Genomic DNA, 19063 nt, shown 5'->3' on the forward strand with positions numbered 1-19063 from the left:
CCGTCCTTGGGCAAAACCGTGCTAGGGGCGGGCGACCGCCTCACGCGGCAACGGCACCAGCGCGGCACCCACCCGTTCGACCAGGAGCGCCATCTCGTAACCCACCTGGCCGACATCGCAACTCCGGGCAGCCAGTACGGCCATCGACGACCCGTCACTGATCGACATGAGGAACAGGTAACCGCTGTCCATCTCGATGACGGTCTGCAGCACTCCGCCGGCACTGAACATCCGGGAAGCACCGTCGGTCAGACTGACCACACCGGAGGTGATCGCGGCGAGCTGGTCGGCGCGGTCCTGCGGCAGGTCGCGTGAGGAGGCGAGGAGCAGCCCGTCGGCCGAGACGGCCACCACGTGCGCGATCCCCGCCACGCTGTCGGCGAAGTTGCTGAGCAGCCAACCCATGTCCTGCATCGCTGCTGGCCTGTTCATCGGCTCGTCTCCTTGGTTGATGTCGTGCCGTTCTGCTCACTGCCGGCCGTACGGCCGCGTTGCACACCGCGGTGATAGGCGGACAGCAGTCCCCGTACCTCGTCCGGGGTTCGACGGCTCGGTGCCTGACCGGGCTTGGTCTCGACGCCGCCGGGCACGAGTTGTGCCTGCGGCACCCGCTTGGGCAGACCCGAGCGGGTGGTACCCGACGCGGCCGGCTCGGCCGCCCGGGTGGCCCGGGCCCAGCCCTCGTCCGCCGCCGTCCGCCAGGCCTCCGTGCCGGTGCCTGCCGGCGGGGAAACCGGTGCGGCGACCGGCGCCGCCACCGGTTCCGGTGCCCGGACCGGCGCGGCCGGTACGGCCGGCGCCTGCGGCGGGGTGTAACCGGTCGACGTGGTCTGGCCGGGGGTACGGGCCGGCAGGGTGGCCCGGCCCCGGGCGGCGACGCTCTCCGCCAGGCTGGCCCGTTGCGCGGCCGGCTCGGCCGCTCGTGGTGCCGGGACGGTCCGGGGAGCGGGAGGTGTCTGGTAACCCCCCGGCGGGACGTTGAAGATGGCCGTCGAATCCTGTCCGTGGGAACGGAACCAGACCGCTTCCATCTCCCGGAAGATCGGCGCCTCGCCCGGCTGTTCCGGTGCCCGGGGTGCGGGTGCCGCAGCGACCGGCGGTGCCGGCGGTGGGGTGGGGGTCATGCCGGCCACCGGTCCGGACGGCAGTCCGGCCGACGGTGCCGCCACCGGAGCTGCCGGCGCGGGGGTGGGAGCCACCCCGGCACCGACGGTGCGCTGCGGCAACGAACGAACCGTGGGATAGGCCATCGTCGGCGTACCCGCGTAGCTGTCGACCGGCGCGGTCAGGGTGGGGTGCGTGGCGGGCGGGGGCGGGGTGACCAGTGGATGCGCGGCCGTCGGCTGCGCGGCCAACTGGTGGGTCACCGGCGCGGCGGTGGCGCCGACCGGGGTCGTGGTGTCCCGTACGTCGGCGGTCTGCCACTGCATCGGCTGCGGCTGTGCCGGCGGGGTGGTACGCCACTGGTCGGTCAGGGTGGCGGCGGAGGTACGGCCGGCACCGACCGGCGTCATCGGTTCCGACCAGCTCGGACCGGCCGGCAGCGCGGCCGCCGGACCCGGCTCGACCGCGAGCGGCTGCCGGGGCCGGGTGGCCAGTGGCTCGCGACCGCGCAACTGCGGCAGCACCACGGTCTCGCTGGGCAGGGTGACCTGGGCCACCGTGCCGCCCTCGACGTTGCGGCGCAGCTCCACCCGGATGCCGTACCGGGAAGCGAGCCGGCTCACCACGGCCAGACCCATCAGTCGGAACGCGGCCACGTCCACGGTCGGCGGAGCCGCCAACCGACGGTTGAGCGCGTCGAGCTGTTCCTCGCTCAGGCCCAGGCCACGGTCCTCGACCTGGATCAGTACGTAGTCACGGATCCGCCGGGCGTCGGCGACCACGACCGTGTTCGGCGAGGAGAACCGGGTCGCGTTGTCGAGCAGTTCGGCGACCAGGCGGACGACGTCGTTGACGGCGTGCGCGGCCACCGAGATGTCGGTGTCGACCGTGCCGAACTCGATCCGGTTGTAGGCCTCGACCTCGGACTGGGCGGCCCGCAGCGCGTCGACCAGCAGAGCGTCGTCGCGGCGCGGGGCGGTGGAGTCCGCACCGGCGAGGACCAGCAGGTTCTCGTCGTTGCGGCGCATTCGGGTGGCCAGGTGGTCCAGCTCGAAGAGCTGGGCCAACCGCTTCGGGTCCTCCTCGCCGCGCTCGATCATGTCGAGCTCGCCGATCATGCGGTCGACCAGCGCCTGGCTTCGACGGGCCAGGTTGAGGAACATCGCGGAGACGCTGGTCCGCAGGGCGGCCTGCTCGGCCGCGACCCGGACCGCTTCCCGGTGTACGACGTTGAAGGCGAGCGCGACCTGGCCGATCTCGTCCTTGTTGTTCAGTCGGATCGGGTCCCGGACCTGGCGGACGATCTCCTCCACGCCGCCGTCGCCGATGCTGCCGACGTTCTGCAGCCGGGCGACCGCGTCCGGGAGGTCGTGGTTGGCCACCGACAGGGCGCCCTCACGCAACCGGCGCAGCGAGGCGTTCAGTGACCGGGCCAGGATGACGGCGAGCGCGATGGCGACGATCAGCGTGATCAACACCACGATCGACTCGATCACGGCCTGCTGGATCACGTCCGACTGGGCCTGGTCGGCCTGGGCGAGCAACTCGACCTCGAGCTGGACTTCCGCCCACCGCATCAGGTCGATGACCGCGCCGATCGCCTCCGAGGTGCTCCTGGCGAAGGCGGCGTTGGTCGGCTGCCCGACCGCGCGGGCGACGTCGGAGGCGGCCCGTTCGGCCAGCGTCACGGCGTCACCGCTGTAGGTCTTGTCCACCAGTTCGTTCTGGCTCGCCGAGGCGGCCAGTTCGAACGAGGCCAGGGCCTCCTGCTGGCTGGTCTGGGTGGCCACGAACGAGGAGTACTGCTCCTCGTCGAGCCGGGCCGACCGCAGCGCGGTGAAGCCCACCGCCTGTTCCTCGGCGGCGCCCGCCTTGGCTCGGGCGAACGCGGCGACGGCACGGAGGCTGTCCGCCACCCGGCCCTCACCGGAGAGCTCACCGAGGGTTTCGCCGTAGTCGCCGAGGTCGGTGAGGATCACGCCGTAGCGCAGCACCGCCTCGACAACCAGCATCTGCTTGCGGTCGAGAACCTCCTGGCGGGTGTTGTTCAGGGTCGCCAGGTGGTCGTCGATCTTCTCGATCCGGCTCTGCATCGATTCGGGCACGTTGCCGATCGAGTTGCGCTCGTCGCCGTACGCGGTGATCCGCTCGTCCGTACGCCGGACGGCCAGGTTGTACGTGTCCGCGGTCGCGGCCGGATCGGCGAGGTAGGTGGCCGCGGCCATCCGTTCCTTGTGCAGATCCTGGGTGAGCGCCGACACGTCGATCGAGAGCGCGGTCAAGGACCGGATCATGTTCGCGTCGTAGGCGGTCTGCCCGACGTCGACCAACCGGACCGTGGCCAGCGCGAGAACCGCTGCCACCGGCACCACCAGGATGAGCGCCAGTTTGGACCGAATCCTGGTGTCCCGAAGTCGGGGCAGCCAGCGGCGCCGTGCCCCGTGCTCCGGCGGGCCGTTTTCGGGCAGGGTCGTAGGTCCGGTGCTCACGACATCGCCTCCGTCGTTTCTCCCACGCGTGGCCACCCCTCCGGTGCCTGCTGCCACGGATGGGGCCGCACGCGGCACGGCCGCGATTTCATCAGAAGCAGGCCGATTTGGGAAGCGGCGGTGCGGCAGGAATCGGTCGGACGGGACTGAACCACTACTCTGCTCACCGAAACCCTTCTATTCACGTGCCCCTGAACTGGGCAAATATCGTCAGAGTGGTCGTACGCTTCTGGAAAGTTAACGCCTGCAAACACCGGTCGCCGCCAGCATGTGGGATCGGCGTCCCGAATGTAGGATCGCCGTCCTGAAACATGCTCGACTACGCCCGCTTGACCCGGGCGCTCGCCATTGGCAAGGTTTTCCAGGTTTGAAGGCTTCGCGCACACCGTACGACAGACCACCCCCGTCTCTCTACTGAGGACGGAATTCGTCGCCGGTGACCGGGCACCCCGCCCTAGCCGCGCACATGGAGGACTGAGTTGACGCCCATCCGCTCCGCGACACTCACGGTGCTCGCCTCGGCCATTCTGGCCACGTCGCTCACCGGCTGCCAGTTCAGCAGCGAACAGCAGGACACCGGCGAGATCGTCGTCCGCGCCGACCTGGAACTTTCCGGTGCGTCGGCGCCGGTCGGCGAGGCGTACAAGCGCGCCCTGGAACTCAAGGTCGAGCAGATCAACGAGTCTGGTGTACTCGGTGGCCGGACGCTCTCCCTGACGGTCAAGGACAACCGCTCCGACCCGAACGAATCGCTGCGCAACATCGGTGAGTTCGCCGCCGATCCCAAGGTCAGCGCCATCATCATGGGCAGCTGCGACGCGTGTGCGGTCGCCGCGGCAAAGCCCATCAACGAGAAGAAGATCCCGACCATCGCCCTGGCCGCGGCGAACAACGTGGCCACCCCGGTCGCCGACCGACGCTATGTGTTCAAACTGGCACCGAACGCGGCCGACAGCGCTTCCGCCCTGGTCTCCGAACTGAAGCTCCGGCCGGCAATCAAAAAGGTCGGTGTGCTCTACACCGATGACGCGTACGGCCGTGACGGGCAGAGCGCGCTGGCGTACGAACTGGGCAAGACAAAGCTGAAGACCGCCCCACCCCAGCCGATCAAACCGACCGACACCGACTTCACCGGCCCGGTCACCGCGATGATCGAAGCCGAGGCAGACGCGATCATCGTATGGACCAACGCCGAACAATCGGTCCTGGCCGCCACCCAGGCACGGGCGGACAATTACCAGGGCCAGCTCTTCTTCGACGCCGGTGCGGCCGGTGACCTGTTCCTGGAAGGCGCGGGCGGGCAGGCCGCGGAGAACACCACAATGGTGTTCAGCCAGACCATGGTGATCGACGACGTCATCGCGACGACGCCCGCAAAGGCGGCCCGCAAGCAGTGGTTCCGGGACTACACCGCCCGGTTCGGCGGCTACTACGGCAGCTCCTCGTTCGCCGCCGACGCGCTGCAACTCATCACCGACGCGGCCGTCCGTGCCGGGAGCACCAGCGAGAGCGTCAACCGCGACGGGCTGCGCGACGTGCTGGAGACCTCCCAGATCGACGGTCTGAGCGGCCCGATCCGGATGACTCCGGACAACCACTCCGGCCTCATGCCGCAGGCCCTGAGCATGCTCGTGGCGCGCGGCGGTCGCTGGCGTCTGGCGAGCTGACCCGCGACACCACCGTACGGCGCTACGGCGGCCACGTACCGGCCCGGAAGGGTTGGTACGTGGCCGCCGTCGTCGGCACCGACGGCGGAACCCGGTCGAGCCGGGATCCGCCGTGCCGTCGGTGACACCGCGAGGCAGGCCTGCCGGCGGCACGAAGCTCACCGGGCCGAGGTGGTCTCCCGTACCCACGGCAACGTCAGGTACTCGATCAGGACCAGGGCGTAGTAGAGCACGATGCTCATGATGCCGATCAGCAGGATCGCCACCCACGCGGTGGCACTGTCACCCTGGCCGCCGAACTGGATGATCTGCGTACCCAGGCCCTTGCCCGCACCGGCCTGGAACTCGCCGATCACCGCGCCGATCGCGGCCAGCGGCATGGCGACCTTCAGCCCGACGAAGATCTGCGGCAGCGCGGCCGGCATCCGTACCTTGCGGAACGCCTGCAGCCGCGAGGCGTTCAGGGAACGGGCCAGCTCGACCAGGTCGGACGGGGTTGCCGTCAGCCCGGCCGTGGTGGCGAGGACGATCGGGAAGAAGCAGAGCAGGAACACCATGATCAGAATCGGCTGCTGTCCCCAGCCGAAGGCGAAGACCAGCAGCGGCGCGATCGTCACCTTCGGGATCGCGTTGATACCGACCAGCAGCGGGGAGAACATCCGCTCCAGGGTCTGCGAGGCGGCCAGCGCGAGCCCGATCAGGATCCCGGCCACGGTCGAGATCAGGAAGCCGATCAGGGTCTCCAGGGTGGTCTCCAGCAGCCCCTCGAACAGCAGGCTCGGCTTGGCGGTGAACGCGTCCAGCACCTCGACCGGCGGCGGCAGCACCGCCGGGTGAACCAGCGAGAACACGTCCGTGGAGAGCCACCACACGGCGACCGTGACCACGATCCCGACCACCGGCCAGATGGCCACCCGCGCCACCGACCCACCGACCCGACGCTCCCGGCTCACGGCCGTGGGCACCCTGGGTCGAACCTCGGTCAACTCGGCCATTTCTTGGTCTCACACTCCTCATTCGGTCCGGCGGTCGGCCGGCTCCTCATTCGGTCCGGCCACCGGCCGGCGCTACGTAGGGTCCGGCCATCACCGGCGCTACGTCCGGTCCGGCTGTCGCCGGCCCTACCTCCGGTCCGGCTGTCGCCGGAACGAAAGCGGGGGGTACACCCGCCGGTATGACCGGCGGGTGTACCCCCGTGACGCTGGAACGATCAGGCCTTCGGCGTCAGGTTGACGTCGATGAGCTGCTCGGGGGTCAGACCCGGCGGGATCGCGCCGGCACCCTGCAGGATCGCGATGCTCCGGGCGACCCGGTCGATGTCGATCGTGCCAACCGCGGCACCCGTACCGGCGGAACGGACGAACGCGGCCATCAGCTCGCACTCGGCGGCAGCCGGCGCGGCGAGGGCGGTCGGCACGTTCTTGTTCAGGATCTCGCCGGCCTCCTTGGGGTTGTCGATGCTCGCGACGAGCCCCTTGATCAGCGCGGCGGTGAAGCGCTTGACCTTGTCCGGGTCCTCCTTGGCGATCTTGGTCGAGGTGACCAGGACGTTGCCGTAGAGGTCGGTCATCACGTCGCTGTACGGCAGCACGACGGCCTTCTTGCCCTTCGCCGCCGCCTCGACGGTGGGCTTGCCCACCACGAACTGACCGATGCCCTGCGCGGCGCCACCGGCCAGCAGACCGATCAGGCCCGCCGGGTCACCGTCGCGCCAAGTGACCTTGGTCGCGTCGACGCCGGCCAGCTTGGCGTACGTCGGGAAAAGGTTGCGCACGACGGAGCTGGGGCTGTCGACGAGCGTCTTGCCCTCAAGGTCCTTCGGGGTGGTGATGTTGTTGCCGTCGAGCGTGATGATCGCGGCCATGGTCCGCTGCTGGATGCCCGCGACCACGGTGACGTCCTTGGCCTCGGCGCTACCGGTGCCCCGCGCCTGCAGGATGCCGGTGAGGTCGAGCGGGGTGAACATCGCGGTGCCGGTGGCGACCGCCTTGAGGTTGTTCAGGGTGCCGCTGCCCGGCTTGATGTCGACGTCGAACCCGGCCTCCTTGAAGTAGCCCTTGTCCTTGGCAACGTACGCGTACGCGTCCCGACCGAAGTTGGCGAACGAGGTCAGGTACGTGACCTTCTCCAGCGTCTTGGTGTCACCGCCACCGCTGGCTGCGTCGGAACCGTCCGAACCGCTGCAGCCGGTCGCGATGGCCAATGTGCTGGCCAGGGCAGCGATGGCGAGCGTACGGGTGAGCCTGTTCATGAACACCATTTCCTTTCGACCGGCGGCTTTCGACCGTCCGGAGGGGGCCGTTTGGGGCGGAGCGGCTCGGGGCCGGGGGGTGGGCGCCGTGCCGTGGTTAAGGAAACTTCGCGGGCACAGCGTACGAGAACCCCACCTTTGCCCCGCCAGGCGTGTCATGTTGCGGAACGGAAACAAACTGGTATCGCACCCCGGGGTGTCCGTACGCCGACAATCCGGATAACCTGTCCGGGCTGTTGACCTGCCTACGTTGGATGGGGAGCCTGCCGGATGATCCGACTCGCGGGGGTGTCCCGTACCTTCACCGGGCGATCGGGCACCGTGGAAGCGTTGCGCGGCATCGACTTGGACGTCGCCGAGGGCGAATTTGTCGCAATTCTCGGACGCTCCGGGTGCGGAAAGTCCACTTTGCTCCGACTTATCGCCGGCTTGCTGCCGACAACCGAGGGCGAAATCACCGTCGCGGGCGAACGGGTCACCAAAACCCGGCGCGACATCGCCATGCTCTTCCAGCGCCCCGCCCTACTGCCGTGGCGGACGGTGCTCGACAACGTACTTCTGCCGGTCGAGATCTTCGGTTGGCGCCGCGCGAGCCACCGGGCCCGCGCCATGGAACTGCTGGAAATGGCCGGTCTGGGCGGCTTCGAGAAGCGGCTGCCACACGAACTCTCCGGCGGGATGCAGCAACGGGTATCGCTCTGCCGATCACTGGTCGGCAATCCGCGGGTGATGCTGATGGACGAGCCGTTCTCCGCCCTCGACGCCCTCACCCGCGAGGAGCTGTCGGTGGAGCTGCAGCGGGTGCACATGGAGAACGCCGCCACCATCGTCTTCGTCACCCACTCGATCGACGAGGCCGTACTGCTGGCCGACCGGGTGGTCGTGCTGAGTCCCCGCCCCGGCCGTATCCGCAAGGTGGTCGACATCAACATTCCCCGGCCGCGCACCCTGGGCCGCAACGCCCACCTCGAAGAGGTGGCCCGTTGCAGTGCCGATCTGCACGAACTACTGATGGAGCGCGATTCCCCGGCTGGCGCCGGGGCGAGAGGTCGATAACGTGCGAGTTTCCATCTTCACCGAGCCGCATCGCGGCGCCACCTACGACGACCAACTCCGGATGGTCCGACTCGCCGAGGACGGCGGGTTCGAGGGCTGGCTGCGCGCCGACCACTACCAGTCGATGGGCGCCGACCCCGGACTGCCCGGCCCCACCGACGCCTGGATCACCCTGGCCGGTCTCGCCCGGGAAACCTCCCGGATCAGGCTCGGCACCCTCGTCACCTCGTCCACGTTCCGGCTGCCCGGCCCGCTCGCGGTGATCGTCGCCCAGGTCGACCAGATGAGCGGCGGCCGGGTCGACCTCGGCATCGGCGCCGGCTGGTACGAGCGGGAACACCTCTCGTACGGCATCCCGTTCCCGCCGGTCGGCGAACGGTTCAGCCGCCTGGCCGAACAGCTCGCCGTGGTGACCGGCCTGTGGCGTACGCCGCTCGACGAGCGGTTCAACCACCAGGGCGAGTACTACCAGCTCGTCGACGCACCCGCCCTGCCCAAGCCGATCCAGGTCCCCGGCCCGCCGATCATCGTCGGCGGCAAGGGCCTGAAGCGCACCCCGGCACTGGCCGCCCGGTACGCGCACGAGTTCAACATGCCGTTCAAGTCGGTCAAGGAGACCGCCGAGGCGTACGAGCGGGTGCTCAACGCCTGCGACAAGGTGGACCGGGCAGCGAACGGGCTGGACCCGCTGGTGCTCTCCACCGGCATCGTCGTGGCGATCGGCCGGAACGAGGCCGAGGCCCAGCGCCGGGCGGCACCGCTGCACGAGAAGAGCGCACTCCCGCCGGAGGACCCGGTAATCGGCTCGCCGGCCCAGCTGGTCGAGCGGATCGGGGAGTTCGCCGAGATCGGTGCCGGCCGGGTGCACCTGCGGCTGACCGACCTCACCGACCTCGACCACCTGGAACTCATCGCCGCCGAGGTGCTGCCGCAGGTGGGCGGCACCCGATGACGAGGCACCCGAAGTAAGACCCGACGCGCTGGCGTCAGGGTGGCGATCCAACCCGACGGGCCGTAACCTGCCCCGCATGGCCTTTCGGACCTGGGGCAGGGTGCTGCTCGTCGCCCTCGGCGTCGGCGTACTAGCCGGAGCGGGCCAGCTCGGCTTCGCGTACGGCTTCGGGATCGTGCGCTTCGCCCGTACCTTCGACACGACCGCGGCCAGTCAGTGGACCGCCCAGCTCGCCTGGGTGAGTTGGTTCACAATGGTGGCCGCGGTCGTCGGTGCGGTGATCGCGGATCGACTGGCCCGGCGGTACGACTACCACCCCACCCTCGGCACCCGGCTCGCACTCGCCGGCGCCGCCGCGCTCGGTGCCGGCGCCGTGGCGCCGCTGTCCATGCAACCGGCGCGAGCCGCGCAGGTCGCGGCGGTGGACCCGGTACTCGCCGCCGGCCTGGTCGCCGGCCTCGGCGCACTGGTCGGGTTCGCGGCGGCGGTGGCGGCACTGCACCAGTCGCCGGTGAGCTGGAACGTCGCCGTCATCACCGCCGGAATCTGGGTGTTGGCACTGATCTCGGTGATGCCGTCGCTCGGCCCGACCGACCCGCTACCCGCCGTACGACTCGGAGTGCCCGACCCGGCCTGGCTGAGTGCCGGCAGCACCCAGCGGTTGGCGGTCGTGACGATGCCGGCGCTGGCGCTGGTGGCCGGGGCGCTCACCGGCGTCCTGGCCCGGCTCCGGGGCCACTCGACGGTGGTGGTCGCCAGTACCGGGGCGGTCGGTCCGGCGATGCTCGCCCTGTCCTACCTCGCTGCCGGACCGGGTGACTCGGCCGACAAGTACCAGGCCGCGCCGTACTGGGGTGCGCTGATCGCGGTCGCGGCCGGTGCGCTCGGTTCGGTGCTCGCCGCCGTGATGCGCTGGCCGCTGACCTCGGAGACGGCAACACCGACCCCGCTGCAACCGACCGAGATCCTCCAGCGGGTACGCACCCCGGAGCCCGTGGCGGAGAGCCCGACCGAGACCTGGACCAGCCGCTCGACGGACCAGTGGACCGACCGGCCCACCGAGCCCCGCTCGGACCACCTGTCCACCGACTCCGCGACGGGCGACCCGACGCGGCCGTGGAACAGCGACCTCTCCACCGCCTCGGCGGCGGGCGGCTCGACGCAGACGTGGAAGGACGACCTCTCCACCGACTCGTCCGCAGGCGGCTCGACCCAGACGTGGAAGGACCACCCGACCGAGCTGTGGTCCAGCGCCCGGTCCGGCGACACGTCCTCCGACCAGGCGTCCGAGCCCACCATCCCGAGTCCGCGCCGGTCACGCGAGACCGATTACCCGCGACACAGCAGCCCCGCCACCGCCTTCCTCGCCCCCGCCTCGGCCGACTACGCCGCGAGCAAGGCGGAGCCGTTGTACAAGCCGGAGCCGGTGAACGAGCCCGAACCAGCCAGCAAACCGGCATCACCAACCAGGTTCGAAACGACCATCCGGTCGGAATCCACGGACCCTGGCGATTCCGACCTTTTGCCATCTCCTGCCGCCTCGGCGATCCCCGTGCCGCCGATCCCGGCAGCACCGACAGCCGCGACGCAGTTCCCGTCGTCGGTAACCCCCGCACCGTCGTTCCGACCCTCGGCTGCGGCCTCCCCCTTGCTGCCACCGCCGCTCACGCCCGCCCCACCGGCGGCAGCACCGCCGGCAGCGACAACGACCCCGGCAGCTCCGACGTCCGGCGCCGGAAGCCGGCCGACCGCAGATCCGGTCCGCCCGGCGGCAGTCACGCCTCTCCCGGCCCCGGCACCCGTGCCGGCCCCGCGCTCGCCGGCATCGGATGCGTTGCTGTCACCCACCCCGGACTCGCTACTGTCGCCCACCTCGGACCCGCTCAGGACGCCGAAGCCCGACCCACTCGGGACGCCGAACTCCGACCCGCTCGGAACACCGAAGTCCGACCCGCTCGGGTCGCCGAAATCGGGCCCTCTCGGGACGACACCCGAGCCGCCGAGCCGCCGACCTGAGCCCGAATGGGCCGATCCGACGCTCGCCACCATGTCCACCGCCGACTTCTGGCCGTCCTCGGCTGATCGGCACAAGCCGTTCGAGGAACGTACCGACAGCGGCTGGGACGCCTTCGCCGCCGCAGGCCGGACGGACACCCCCGCTCCCGCTCCGGAACCCACCGGTCGTTCCAGCCGCGACACCGCTCACGACCAGGACCTTCCGCGTACGGAGAGCCGTCAGCCCGTAGCCCCGCCCGAACCGCTCTTCAAGGCTCCCGAACCGGTGGCCACCAGCAAGCCGTACCCCACCCCCGAACCGCTCACGACCAGCAAGCCGTACACGGCTCCCGAACCGGCGGCCACCAGCAAGCCGTACGTGGCCCCCGAGCCGATAGCCACCAGCAAGCCGTACGCCGCTCCCGAGCCGGTCACGGCCAACGACCCGTCGACGCCCCCCGAACCGGTACGGAAGACCCCCTTCCGACTCGGCGGATCGACATCGCAACCGACACCACCGGCCACCACCTCCCCCAGCGTCTCCCCCGCCGCCAGCTTTCCCAGCACTTCCCCCGCCACCAGCTTCCCCAGCACTTCCCCCGCCACCAGCTTCCCCAGCACTTCCCCCGCCACCAGCTTCCCCAGCGCCTCCTCCTCCACCACCCGCCCCGAACCCACCGAGCCGTCACCGGATCGCACCCCACCGGGCACCGGCACCGACCTGGGCGCGACCAAGTCGCCACTCCCCTGGGACGACAACCCAACCGAGCGACAGTCCGAGAAGAAGGCCGAGCAGGAGGCCGAAGAGAAGGCCGTGGAGGCCGAGCAACCGGCCGAGGAGAAGGCCGGGCAGACGGCCGGAGGAAAAACCGAGCAGAAGGCGGCCCGCCCCCGTCGCGGCCTGTTCCGCCGCAACCGGTCATCCGACTCCAAGCCCGACTCCGAGTCGACCACCGGCACCGACACCGGTGGCACCGCGCCGGAACCGCCGGCACAACGCGGCCGTGGCCGCGCCGAACGCCCGGTGTCCGCCACCGACGAGGAGTACGTCGACTGGGTCAGCGGCCTGGGTGCCCCCTCCCCCGCCGAACCGCCCTCCCCCGACGCCCCCCGCCGTACCCTCCGCTCCTCCGGCCGCCACCACGCCGACTAACCCCCACAACCCCCGTTGATCCCTCACAAACCCTGTTGATCATGAAGTTAGCGACGCGATCCGGCTCGGATTACGTCGCTAACTTCATGGTCAACCACAGCATCCCCGCCCGACCGTGCCCGGCCGGTGAGGGGAGGGGAGGGCGGAACGGAACGGGGTTGGGCCCGCCGTGACCGGCGAGGGGATCAAGCGTGACGGCCCTCGCCGGGCACGGCGGGCCCAACCCCACCCTGAAGGCGCCGGGCGCGGCGGGCCCAACCCCACCCTGAAGGCGCCGGGCGCGGCGGGCCCAACCCCACCCTGGCGGGCCCAACCCCGTCCCCGGAAACACGGAACAGAAGACCTCACGCCAGCGGCAGATAAACCTTTCCACCCGACTCCACGAACTCAGTCGACTTGTCCTGCATCCCGCGAGCCGCGTACTCCTTCAGCTCCTGGGTGATTTTCATCGAGCAGAACTTCGGCCCGCACATCGAGCAGAAGTGGGCCGTCTTCGCCGGCTCCGCCGGCAGGGTCGCGTCGTGGTACGCCCGAGCCGTCTCCGGGTCGAGCGACAGGTTGAACTGGTCCTCCCAGCGGAACTCGAACCGGGCCTTGGACAGCGCGTCGTCCCAGTCCTGTGCACCGACATGCCCCTTGGCCAGGTCAGCCGCGTGCGCCGCGATCTTGTACGCGATCACGCCCGCCTTGACGTCGTCCCGGTCCGGCAGCCCCAGGTGCTCCTTCGGGGTGACGTAGCAGAGCATGGCGGTGCCGAACATGCCGATCATCGCGGCGCCGATGGCCGAGGTGATGTGGTCGTACGCGGGCGCGATGTCCGTCGTCAGTGGACCGAGGGTGTAGAACGGCGCCTCCTGGCACAGCTCCTGCTGGAGGTCGACGTTCTCCTTGATCTTGTGCATCGGCACGTGACCCGGTCCTTCGATCATCACCTGGACGTCGTACTCCCAGGCGATCTTCGTCAGCTCACCGAGCGTACGCAGCTCGGCGAACTGGGCCTCGTCGTTGGCGTCCGCGATCGACCCCGGCCGGAGCCCGTCACCGAGGGAGAAGGTCACGTCGTAGCGGGCCAGGATCTCGCACAGTTCGCGGAAGTTGGTGTAGAGGAAGTTCTCCTCGTGGTGCGCCAGACACCAGGCTGCCATGATCGATCCGCCCCGGGAGACGATGCCGGTGACCCGCTCCACGGCCAGCGGGACGTAGCGCATCAGCACCCCGGCGTGCACGGTCATGTAGTCGACGCCCTGTTCGGCCTGCTCGATCACGGTCTCCCGGAACACCTCCCAGGAGAGTTTGACCGGGTCGCCGCCGACCTTCTCCAGTGCCTGGTAGATCGGCACCGTACCGATCGGCACCGGGGAGTTGCGGACGATCGCCTCGCGGGTCTCGTGGATCCGCTTGCCGGTGGAGAGGTCCATCACCGTGTCCGCACCCCACCGGGTCGCCCAGGTGAGCTTCTCCACCTCCTCGGCGACCGACGAGGTCACCGCGGAGGTGCCGATGTTGGCGTTCACCTTGACCAGGAACCGCTTGCCGATGATCGCCGGCTCCACCTCGGGGTGGTTGACGTTGAGCGGCAGCACCGCCCGCCCGGCGGCGATCTCGTCCCGGACGACCTCGCCCGGCACCCCTTCCCGTACCGCCACGAACTCCATCTCCGGCGTGACGACCCCGGCCCGCGCGTACGCGAGCTGGGTCGGCCGCCGGCCGTCCGTCCCGACGAGCGGGGTACCGGCACCGCGTACCGGCGCCACGTCACCGCGCTCCGCGATCCACGGGCCGCGCAGCGCCGGCAGGCCGACCTCCGGGTCACTGCCCGGCCCGGAGGTGTCGTACAACCGGACCGGTGGGTTGTCCCCGGCCAGTTCCACCTCTGCGAACGGGACCCGGATGTCCGGCCGCGATCCCTCCACGTACACCTTGCGACGAGCCTGCATAACCAACCTCCTGCTTGTCAGCGGGACCAACCGAAGTGGTCCAGCGGTCCATGGCCGGTGCCCAACTCCCAGTCGCGCGCACCGGCGAGCGCGCGGGCGACGTACTCCTTGGCGAAGACGACCGCGTCCGGGACCGCGTCGCCGAGCGCGATCCGCGCGGCGATCGCGGCCGAGAACGAACAGCCGGTGCCGTGGGTGTTCCGGGTGGGTACCCGTGGGCCGGCGAGCAGCCGTGTCCCGGTGCCGGTCCAGAACACGTCGACCGCCTCGGTCCGGTCGTCGTCGTCACCGCCACCGGTGACCACCACGTAGCGGGGTCCGCCGGCGGCGATCTGCGCGGCGGCGGCGACCATCTCGTCGGTGGTCGTCACCGGGCGTCCGACGATCGCCGCGGCCTCCTCCCGGTTCGGCGTCGCGACCAGCGCGTACGGCAGCAGCCGGGTCACCGCGGCGACCACGCCGAGCCGGTGTCCGCTGGTCGAGACGAGCACCGGGTCGACCACCAGGTGCGGCAGGAGCCCGGCGCGGGCCTGTGCCGCCACCGCGTCCGCCACCTCCTCGGTGCCGAGCATCCCGGTCTTGGCCGCGAGCACCGGCAGGTCCGACAGGACCGCGTCGAGTTGTGCGGTGACGATGTCGGCGGGGGTCGGCAGGACGGCGCGTACCTGGTGGGTGTTCTGCGCGGTGAGGGCGGTGATCACGGAGGTGCCGTAGACGCCGAGGGCCGCGAACACCTTCAGGTCGGCCTGGATGCCGGCACCCGCGCCGGAGTCCGAACCGGCGATGGTCAGCGCCACCGGTGGTGTCATCGCCCGCTCCTCCGCCCGACTGTCGCCGGGGCGGTCAGCCGGGCGACCAGTTCGGCCGGGTCGTCGGCGCGCATCACCGCGCCCATCACCGCCACCCCGGCCGCACCGGCGGCCAGGCAGGCGGCGACCTGGTCGGGTCCGGTGACGCCGCCGAGGGCGAGCACCGGAACCGGGGTACGCCGTACCAGCCTGGCCAGGCCGACCGGATGCAGCGGTGGCCCGTAACCGGGCTTGGACGGGCTCGGGAAGATCGGGGAGAGGGTCACGTAGTCCTCCGTGGACAGCCGTCCCAGTTCGGTCAGGTCATGGCAGGATCTGCCGACCAGCGGCAGCTCCGGCGGCGGGTACGGTCCGGCGGCGGGCAGGTGCACTGCGGTCCCGCCGAGCGGGTCGGGGCCGGCCACCACCAGCGTTCCGCCGGCCGGTACGAGGACCTCCCGCAGCCGCTCGGCGAGGGCCAGGCGTTCGCCCCGGGGCAGGTCCTTCTCCCGGAGCAGCACCCACCGGGCGCCACCGTCCACCGCCGCCCGGATCACCTCGTGCAGTGGCCGATTCGTCTGCCGCCGGTCGGTGACCACCACCAGACCACTCGGCGTGCCCGGCGTCGCTGCTCTGTCGTCGTCGGGGCCGGGACGCTGCGCCCGGGGACGCGGCGTCGCCGTACCGTGGTCGTCCAGGCCGGGACGCAGCGCGCGGGGAGGTGGCGTCGCCGTACCGTCGTCGTCCAGGACGGGGCGCGGCGTCTGCGGACGCGCGGAGGCCGACCGGCCACGGTCCGGGTGACGCGGCTCCGGGGGAAGCTCGGGCCGCCGGGCGGTCACAGGTCCGGCCGTCCCTCGTCGGGACTGGACGCCAGCGCGTGGAACCGTCGGGGGATCCGGCCGGACCGGGCGGCGAGCCAGCCCGCCTCCACGGCGTACCGCATAGCGGTCGCCATCCGGGCCGGTTCGGCGGCCCGGGTCACCGCGCTGGCCAGCAGCACCCCGTCGCAGCCGAGTTCCATGGCGAGTGCGGCGTCGGAGGCGGTGCCGATCCCCGCGTCGAGGATGACCGGCACGTCCACGCTCTGCCGGATCAGCCGGATGTGGTGCGGGTTGCCGATGCCGAGCCCGGAGCCGATCGGTGCGCCGGCCGGCATCACCGCCGCGCAGCCCGCCTCGGCGAGCCGGCGGGCGAGCACCGGGTCGTCGCTGGTGTACGGCAGCACGGTGAACCCGTCGGCCACGAGCTGGTCGGCGGCGTGCAGCAGCTCGACCCCGTCCGGCAGCAGGGTCCGGTCGTCCCCGATCACCTCCAGCTTCACCCACGAGGTGTCGAACGCCTCGCGGGCCAGCCGGGCGACCTTGACCGCCTCGGCGGCGGTGTAGCAGCCGGCGGTGTTCGGCAGCAGCCGTACGCCGCACCGTTCGAGTACGTCCAGCAGCCCGCCGTGCATCGTCGCGGCGGTGTCGACCCGGCGCAGCGCGACGGTGACCAACTCGGTGCCGCTGGCCCGGATCGCCTGTTCGAGTACGTGCAGGTTCGCCGCGCCGCCGGTGCCGAGGATCAGCCGCGAGGCGAACGACACCCCGCCCAGCTCGAACCGGCCGGTGACCGGCTCGGCGGCCGGCTCGGTCTCCACTTCGGACATCCGGCTCACCCGCCCTGGGCCGCGGTCAGGACCTCGACCCGGTCGCCGGAGCTCAGGACCGCCGCCGGCCAGCCGGCCCGGGGGACCACCTCGCCGTTGACCGCGACGGCCACGCCGCGGGTCTGGCCGGTGACGGTGGCGACCAGTTCCGCCACGGTCATCCCGCCGGGCAGACTGTGGTCCGTCCCGTTCACGGTCAGTTCCACCGAAACCCCACCCTCTCCGGTCACCGGATCTCCTCCCTCACCGAGGTCTGCCCGGTCCGGGTGAACCGGTCCGGGGTGAAAGGTGCCAGCGCCGGATCCGCCACCCCGCTGGTGAGCAGGTCGACGACGAGTTGTGCGGTCACCGGGGTCAGCAGGATGCCGTGCCGGTAGTGCCCGGTCGCCACGATCACGTCGGGGCGGTCGGCGAGCCGGCCGATCACCGGGGCGTTGTCCGGCGTACCGGGGCGGTGGCCGGCGGTGGTCTCGGCGAGTTCGTACTCGGCGAGTTCCGGGACCAGGTCGATCGCGGCCCGGAGCAGTTCCAGTACGCCGCCGGCGGTGACCGTGGTGTCGCCGCGTTCCTCGACGGTGGCGCCGACCACCACCTCGCCGTCGAGCCGGGGCACCAGGTAGACCGAGCGGCCGTCGTTGTAGCCCCGGATCACGTGCCGGAAGCCGGGCGGCTCGCCGCCGGGTGCGCGGAGGCGGAGGATCTGCCCCTTCACCGGTCGGATCGGTAGCCCGGTCAGTCCGGCGGCTCCGCAGCCGGCGGCGACCACGACGGTGTCCGCGTCGAGGTCGGCGAGGTCGTGGACGGCGGCCGGCACGAACACCACCCCGGCCCGTACCGCCGCGATCCGCAGGGCGGTGACGAGTCGGCGGGGATCCACCTGGTGGTCGTCGGGGGCGTGCGCACCACCGCGTACCCGGGGTGCGAGCAACGGTTCGCGGTCGTGCAGCCCGGTCGCGTCCAGTGCGGTGATCGGGAGTCCGAGTCCCTGCTGGTACGCCCAGAGCCGGCGCGCCTCGGCCAGGTCGTCGGCGGTACGCCCGATCACCAGCGTGCCCTCGGTGCGGTAGCCGAGTTCGGCGATCCCGGTAAGGCCGGCCGCGTTGGCGACCTCGGCGGCGAAGTCGGGCCAGCGGGCGGCCGAGTCCAGCAGCAGCCGGGTCAGCGCCTCCTCGCCGAAGGATGCCTCGGCGACCGGGGAGAGCATGCCGGCGGCGACGCCGGACGCCCCGCTGCCGGGTGCGGGGTCGTGCACCCGCACCCGCATCCCCCGAACCGAGGCCAGCCAGGCGATGGCGAGCCCGATCGGCCCCCCGCCCACCACGGCCACGTCCGCCCGCCCGGTGGCGGGGACGTGGTCGGATTCGGTCGGGTGGGCGTCCCCGCCTACCACGTCGAAGCCCCGGTACGGGTCAGCGCGTCCAGCAGTTCCGTGGTGGCTCGGGCGGGATCGGCGGCGGCACTGACGGCGCCGACCACGGCCACCCCGTACGCGCCGGCGGCGAGCAGTTCCGGCACCCGGGCGGCGGTCACCCCGCCGATCGCGATGACCGGTACGCCCACCGCCTCGGCCACCCGCGCGATGCCGGCCGGGCCGATCGGTTCCGGCAGCCCGTCCTTGGTGGTGGTGGCGTAACAGGGTCCGACGCCGAGGTAGGTGGCGCCGGCCGCCACCGCGTCCCGGGCCGGGTCGGGTGCGCGGGCGGTGGCGCCGAGCACCGCGGTCGGCCCGAGCACCCGTCGGGCGGCCTCGACGGGCAGGTCGAGCGCACCGACGTGGCCACCGGCGGCGTTCGCCGCGAGGGCGATGTGCAGCCGGTCGTTGACCAGGCAGGTGGCGCCGACCGGTGTGCAGAGGTCGACGATCCGCCGGGCGAGGTCGTACGCGTCGCGGTCGGTGGTGTCGTCCTCGACGCGTACCTGGACCACGAGTTGTGGCCCGGCCACGGCGATCGCCGCACGTACCGTGGCGAGAGGATCACGCCCAGTACGGGTGTCGGTGATGAGATGCAGACGTCCCAGT

15 protein-coding genes are annotated in these 19063 nt (G+C 71.3%); 4 read left to right on the top strand and 11 right to left on the bottom strand.

Annotated features, from left to right (window positions below; all coding sequences use genetic code 11):
* Window positions 1-21: 21 nt before the first annotated feature.
* Together OIE47_RS09060 and OIE47_RS09065 are read right to left on the bottom strand one after the other, a co-directional pair.
* The gene (locus OIE47_RS09060) at window positions 22-432 is read right to left on the bottom strand and encodes a roadblock/LC7 domain-containing protein (protein WP_326561055.1); all 411 of its coding nucleotides are present in this window, start codon (window positions 430-432) and stop codon (window positions 22-24) included.
* Window positions 429-3593, bottom strand: a complete 3165-nt coding sequence (locus OIE47_RS09065) for a sensor histidine kinase (protein WP_326561056.1) — start codon at window positions 3591-3593, stop codon at window positions 429-431. Before OIE47_RS09065 ends, OIE47_RS09060 begins: the two co-directional genes overlap by 4 nt.
* A gap of 479 nt (window positions 3594-4072) precedes the next feature.
* Here OIE47_RS09065 and OIE47_RS09070 point away from each other — a divergent pair, with 479 nt between their 5' ends.
* The gene (locus OIE47_RS09070) at window positions 4073-5260 is read left to right on the top strand and encodes an ABC transporter substrate-binding protein (protein WP_326561057.1); all 1188 of its coding nucleotides are present in this window, start codon (window positions 4073-4075) and stop codon (window positions 5258-5260) included.
* 158 nt (window positions 5261-5418) lie between these two features.
* On the opposite strand, the gene OIE47_RS09075 is transcribed toward OIE47_RS09070, so the two are convergent.
* Window positions 5419-6246 carry an ABC transporter permease gene (locus OIE47_RS09075; protein ID WP_442792137.1) on the bottom strand — a complete coding sequence of 276 codons (828 nt, stop codon included), beginning with the start codon at window positions 6244-6246 and terminating at the stop codon, window positions 5419-5421.
* Window positions 6247-6470: 224 nt separating this feature from the next.
* On the bottom strand, window positions 6471-7511 hold the full coding sequence (locus tag OIE47_RS09080; protein ID WP_326561059.1) for an ABC transporter substrate-binding protein: 1041 nt from the start codon (window positions 7509-7511) through the stop codon (window positions 6471-6473).
* Window positions 7512-7781: 270 nt separating this feature from the next.
* Here OIE47_RS09080 and OIE47_RS09085 point away from each other — a divergent pair, with 270 nt between their 5' ends.
* The 3 genes from OIE47_RS09085 (at window position 7782) to OIE47_RS09095 (ending at window position 12667) form a co-directional block, all read left to right on the top strand.
* A complete protein-coding gene (locus OIE47_RS09085) occupies window positions 7782-8567 on the top strand; it encodes an ABC transporter ATP-binding protein (RefSeq protein ID WP_326561060.1) in 786 nt (261 codons plus the stop codon).
* Window position 8568: 1 nt separating this feature from the next.
* Window positions 8569-9519 (top strand): LLM class F420-dependent oxidoreductase, encoded by a 951-nt coding sequence (locus OIE47_RS09090; protein ID WP_326561061.1) that lies wholly within the window; start codon window positions 8569-8571, stop codon window positions 9517-9519.
* A 76-nt stretch (window positions 9520-9595) separates the two neighbouring features.
* A complete protein-coding gene (locus OIE47_RS09095) occupies window positions 9596-12667 on the top strand; it encodes a hypothetical protein (RefSeq protein ID WP_326561062.1) in 3072 nt (1023 codons plus the stop codon).
* A 344-nt stretch (window positions 12668-13011) separates the two neighbouring features.
* On the opposite strand, the gene thiC is transcribed toward OIE47_RS09095, so the two are convergent.
* The 7 genes from thiC to thiE all read right to left on the bottom strand — a co-directional run bounded on the left by thiC (window position 13012) and on the right by thiE (window position 19062).
* The gene (gene thiC / locus OIE47_RS09100; protein ID WP_326561063.1) at window positions 13012-14604 is read right to left on the bottom strand and encodes a phosphomethylpyrimidine synthase ThiC; all 1593 of its coding nucleotides are present in this window, start codon (window positions 14602-14604) and stop codon (window positions 13012-13014) included.
* Window positions 14605-14621: 17 nt separating this feature from the next.
* Entirely contained in the window at window positions 14622-15413 is a 792-nt protein-coding gene (thiD, locus tag OIE47_RS09105) for a bifunctional hydroxymethylpyrimidine kinase/phosphomethylpyrimidine kinase (RefSeq protein ID WP_326561064.1), read from the bottom strand.
* Window positions 15410-15997: a thiamine phosphate synthase gene (locus tag OIE47_RS09110; protein WP_326563037.1), complete on the bottom strand. Its 588-nt coding sequence runs from the start codon at window positions 15995-15997 to the stop codon at window positions 15410-15412. Before OIE47_RS09110 ends, thiD begins: the two co-directional genes overlap by 4 nt.
* Before the next feature lie 233 nt (window positions 15998-16230).
* Window positions 16231-17043 (bottom strand): thiazole synthase, encoded by an 813-nt coding sequence (locus tag OIE47_RS09115; RefSeq protein WP_326561065.1) that lies wholly within the window; start codon window positions 17041-17043, stop codon window positions 16231-16233.
* Window positions 17044-17048: 5 nt separating this feature from the next.
* Window positions 17049-17249 (bottom strand): sulfur carrier protein ThiS, encoded by a 201-nt coding sequence (thiS, locus tag OIE47_RS09120; RefSeq protein WP_326563038.1) that lies wholly within the window; start codon window positions 17247-17249, stop codon window positions 17049-17051.
* Between the two features lie 20 nt (window positions 17250-17269).
* Window positions 17270-18433, bottom strand: coding sequence for a glycine oxidase ThiO (gene thiO, locus OIE47_RS09125; RefSeq protein WP_326561066.1), 1164 nt, complete (start codon window positions 18431-18433; stop codon window positions 17270-17272).
* Window positions 18427-19062, bottom strand: coding sequence for a thiamine phosphate synthase (gene thiE, locus OIE47_RS09130; protein WP_442792138.1), 636 nt, complete (start codon window positions 19060-19062; stop codon window positions 18427-18429). The genes thiO and thiE overlap by 7 nt, the downstream gene beginning before the upstream one ends.
* Window position 19063: the final 1 nt, after the last annotated feature.

It is taken from the genome of Micromonospora sp. NBC_01796, assembly GCF_035917455.1.
Lineage (GTDB): Bacteria > Actinomycetota > Actinomycetes > Mycobacteriales > Micromonosporaceae > Micromonospora_G.

Bases quoted from the DNA above. Each gene is read 5' to 3' on its own strand.
- OIE47_RS09060 (WP_326561055.1), bottom strand. From the start codon at position 432: ATGAACAGGCCAGCAGCGATGCAGGACATGGGTTGGCTGCTCAGCAAC.
- OIE47_RS09080 (WP_326561059.1), bottom strand. From the start codon at position 7,511: ATGAACAGGCTCACCCGTACGCTCGCCATCGCTGCCCTGGCCAGCACA.
- OIE47_RS09085 (WP_326561060.1), top strand. From the start codon at position 7,782: ATGATCCGACTCGCGGGGGTGTCCCGTACCTTCACCGGGCGATCGGGC.
- OIE47_RS09095 (WP_326561062.1), top strand. From the start codon at position 9,596: ATGGCCTTTCGGACCTGGGGCAGGGTGCTGCTCGTCGCCCTCGGCGTC.
- thiC (WP_326561063.1), bottom strand. From the start codon at position 14,604: ATGCAGGCTCGTCGCAAGGTGTACGTGGAGGGATCGCGGCCGGACATC.
- thiD (WP_326561064.1), bottom strand. From the start codon at position 15,413: ATGACACCACCGGTGGCGCTGACCATCGCCGGTTCGGACTCCGGCGCG.
- OIE47_RS09115 (WP_326561065.1), bottom strand. From the start codon at position 17,043: ATGTCCGAAGTGGAGACCGAGCCGGCCGCCGAGCCGGTCACCGGCCGG.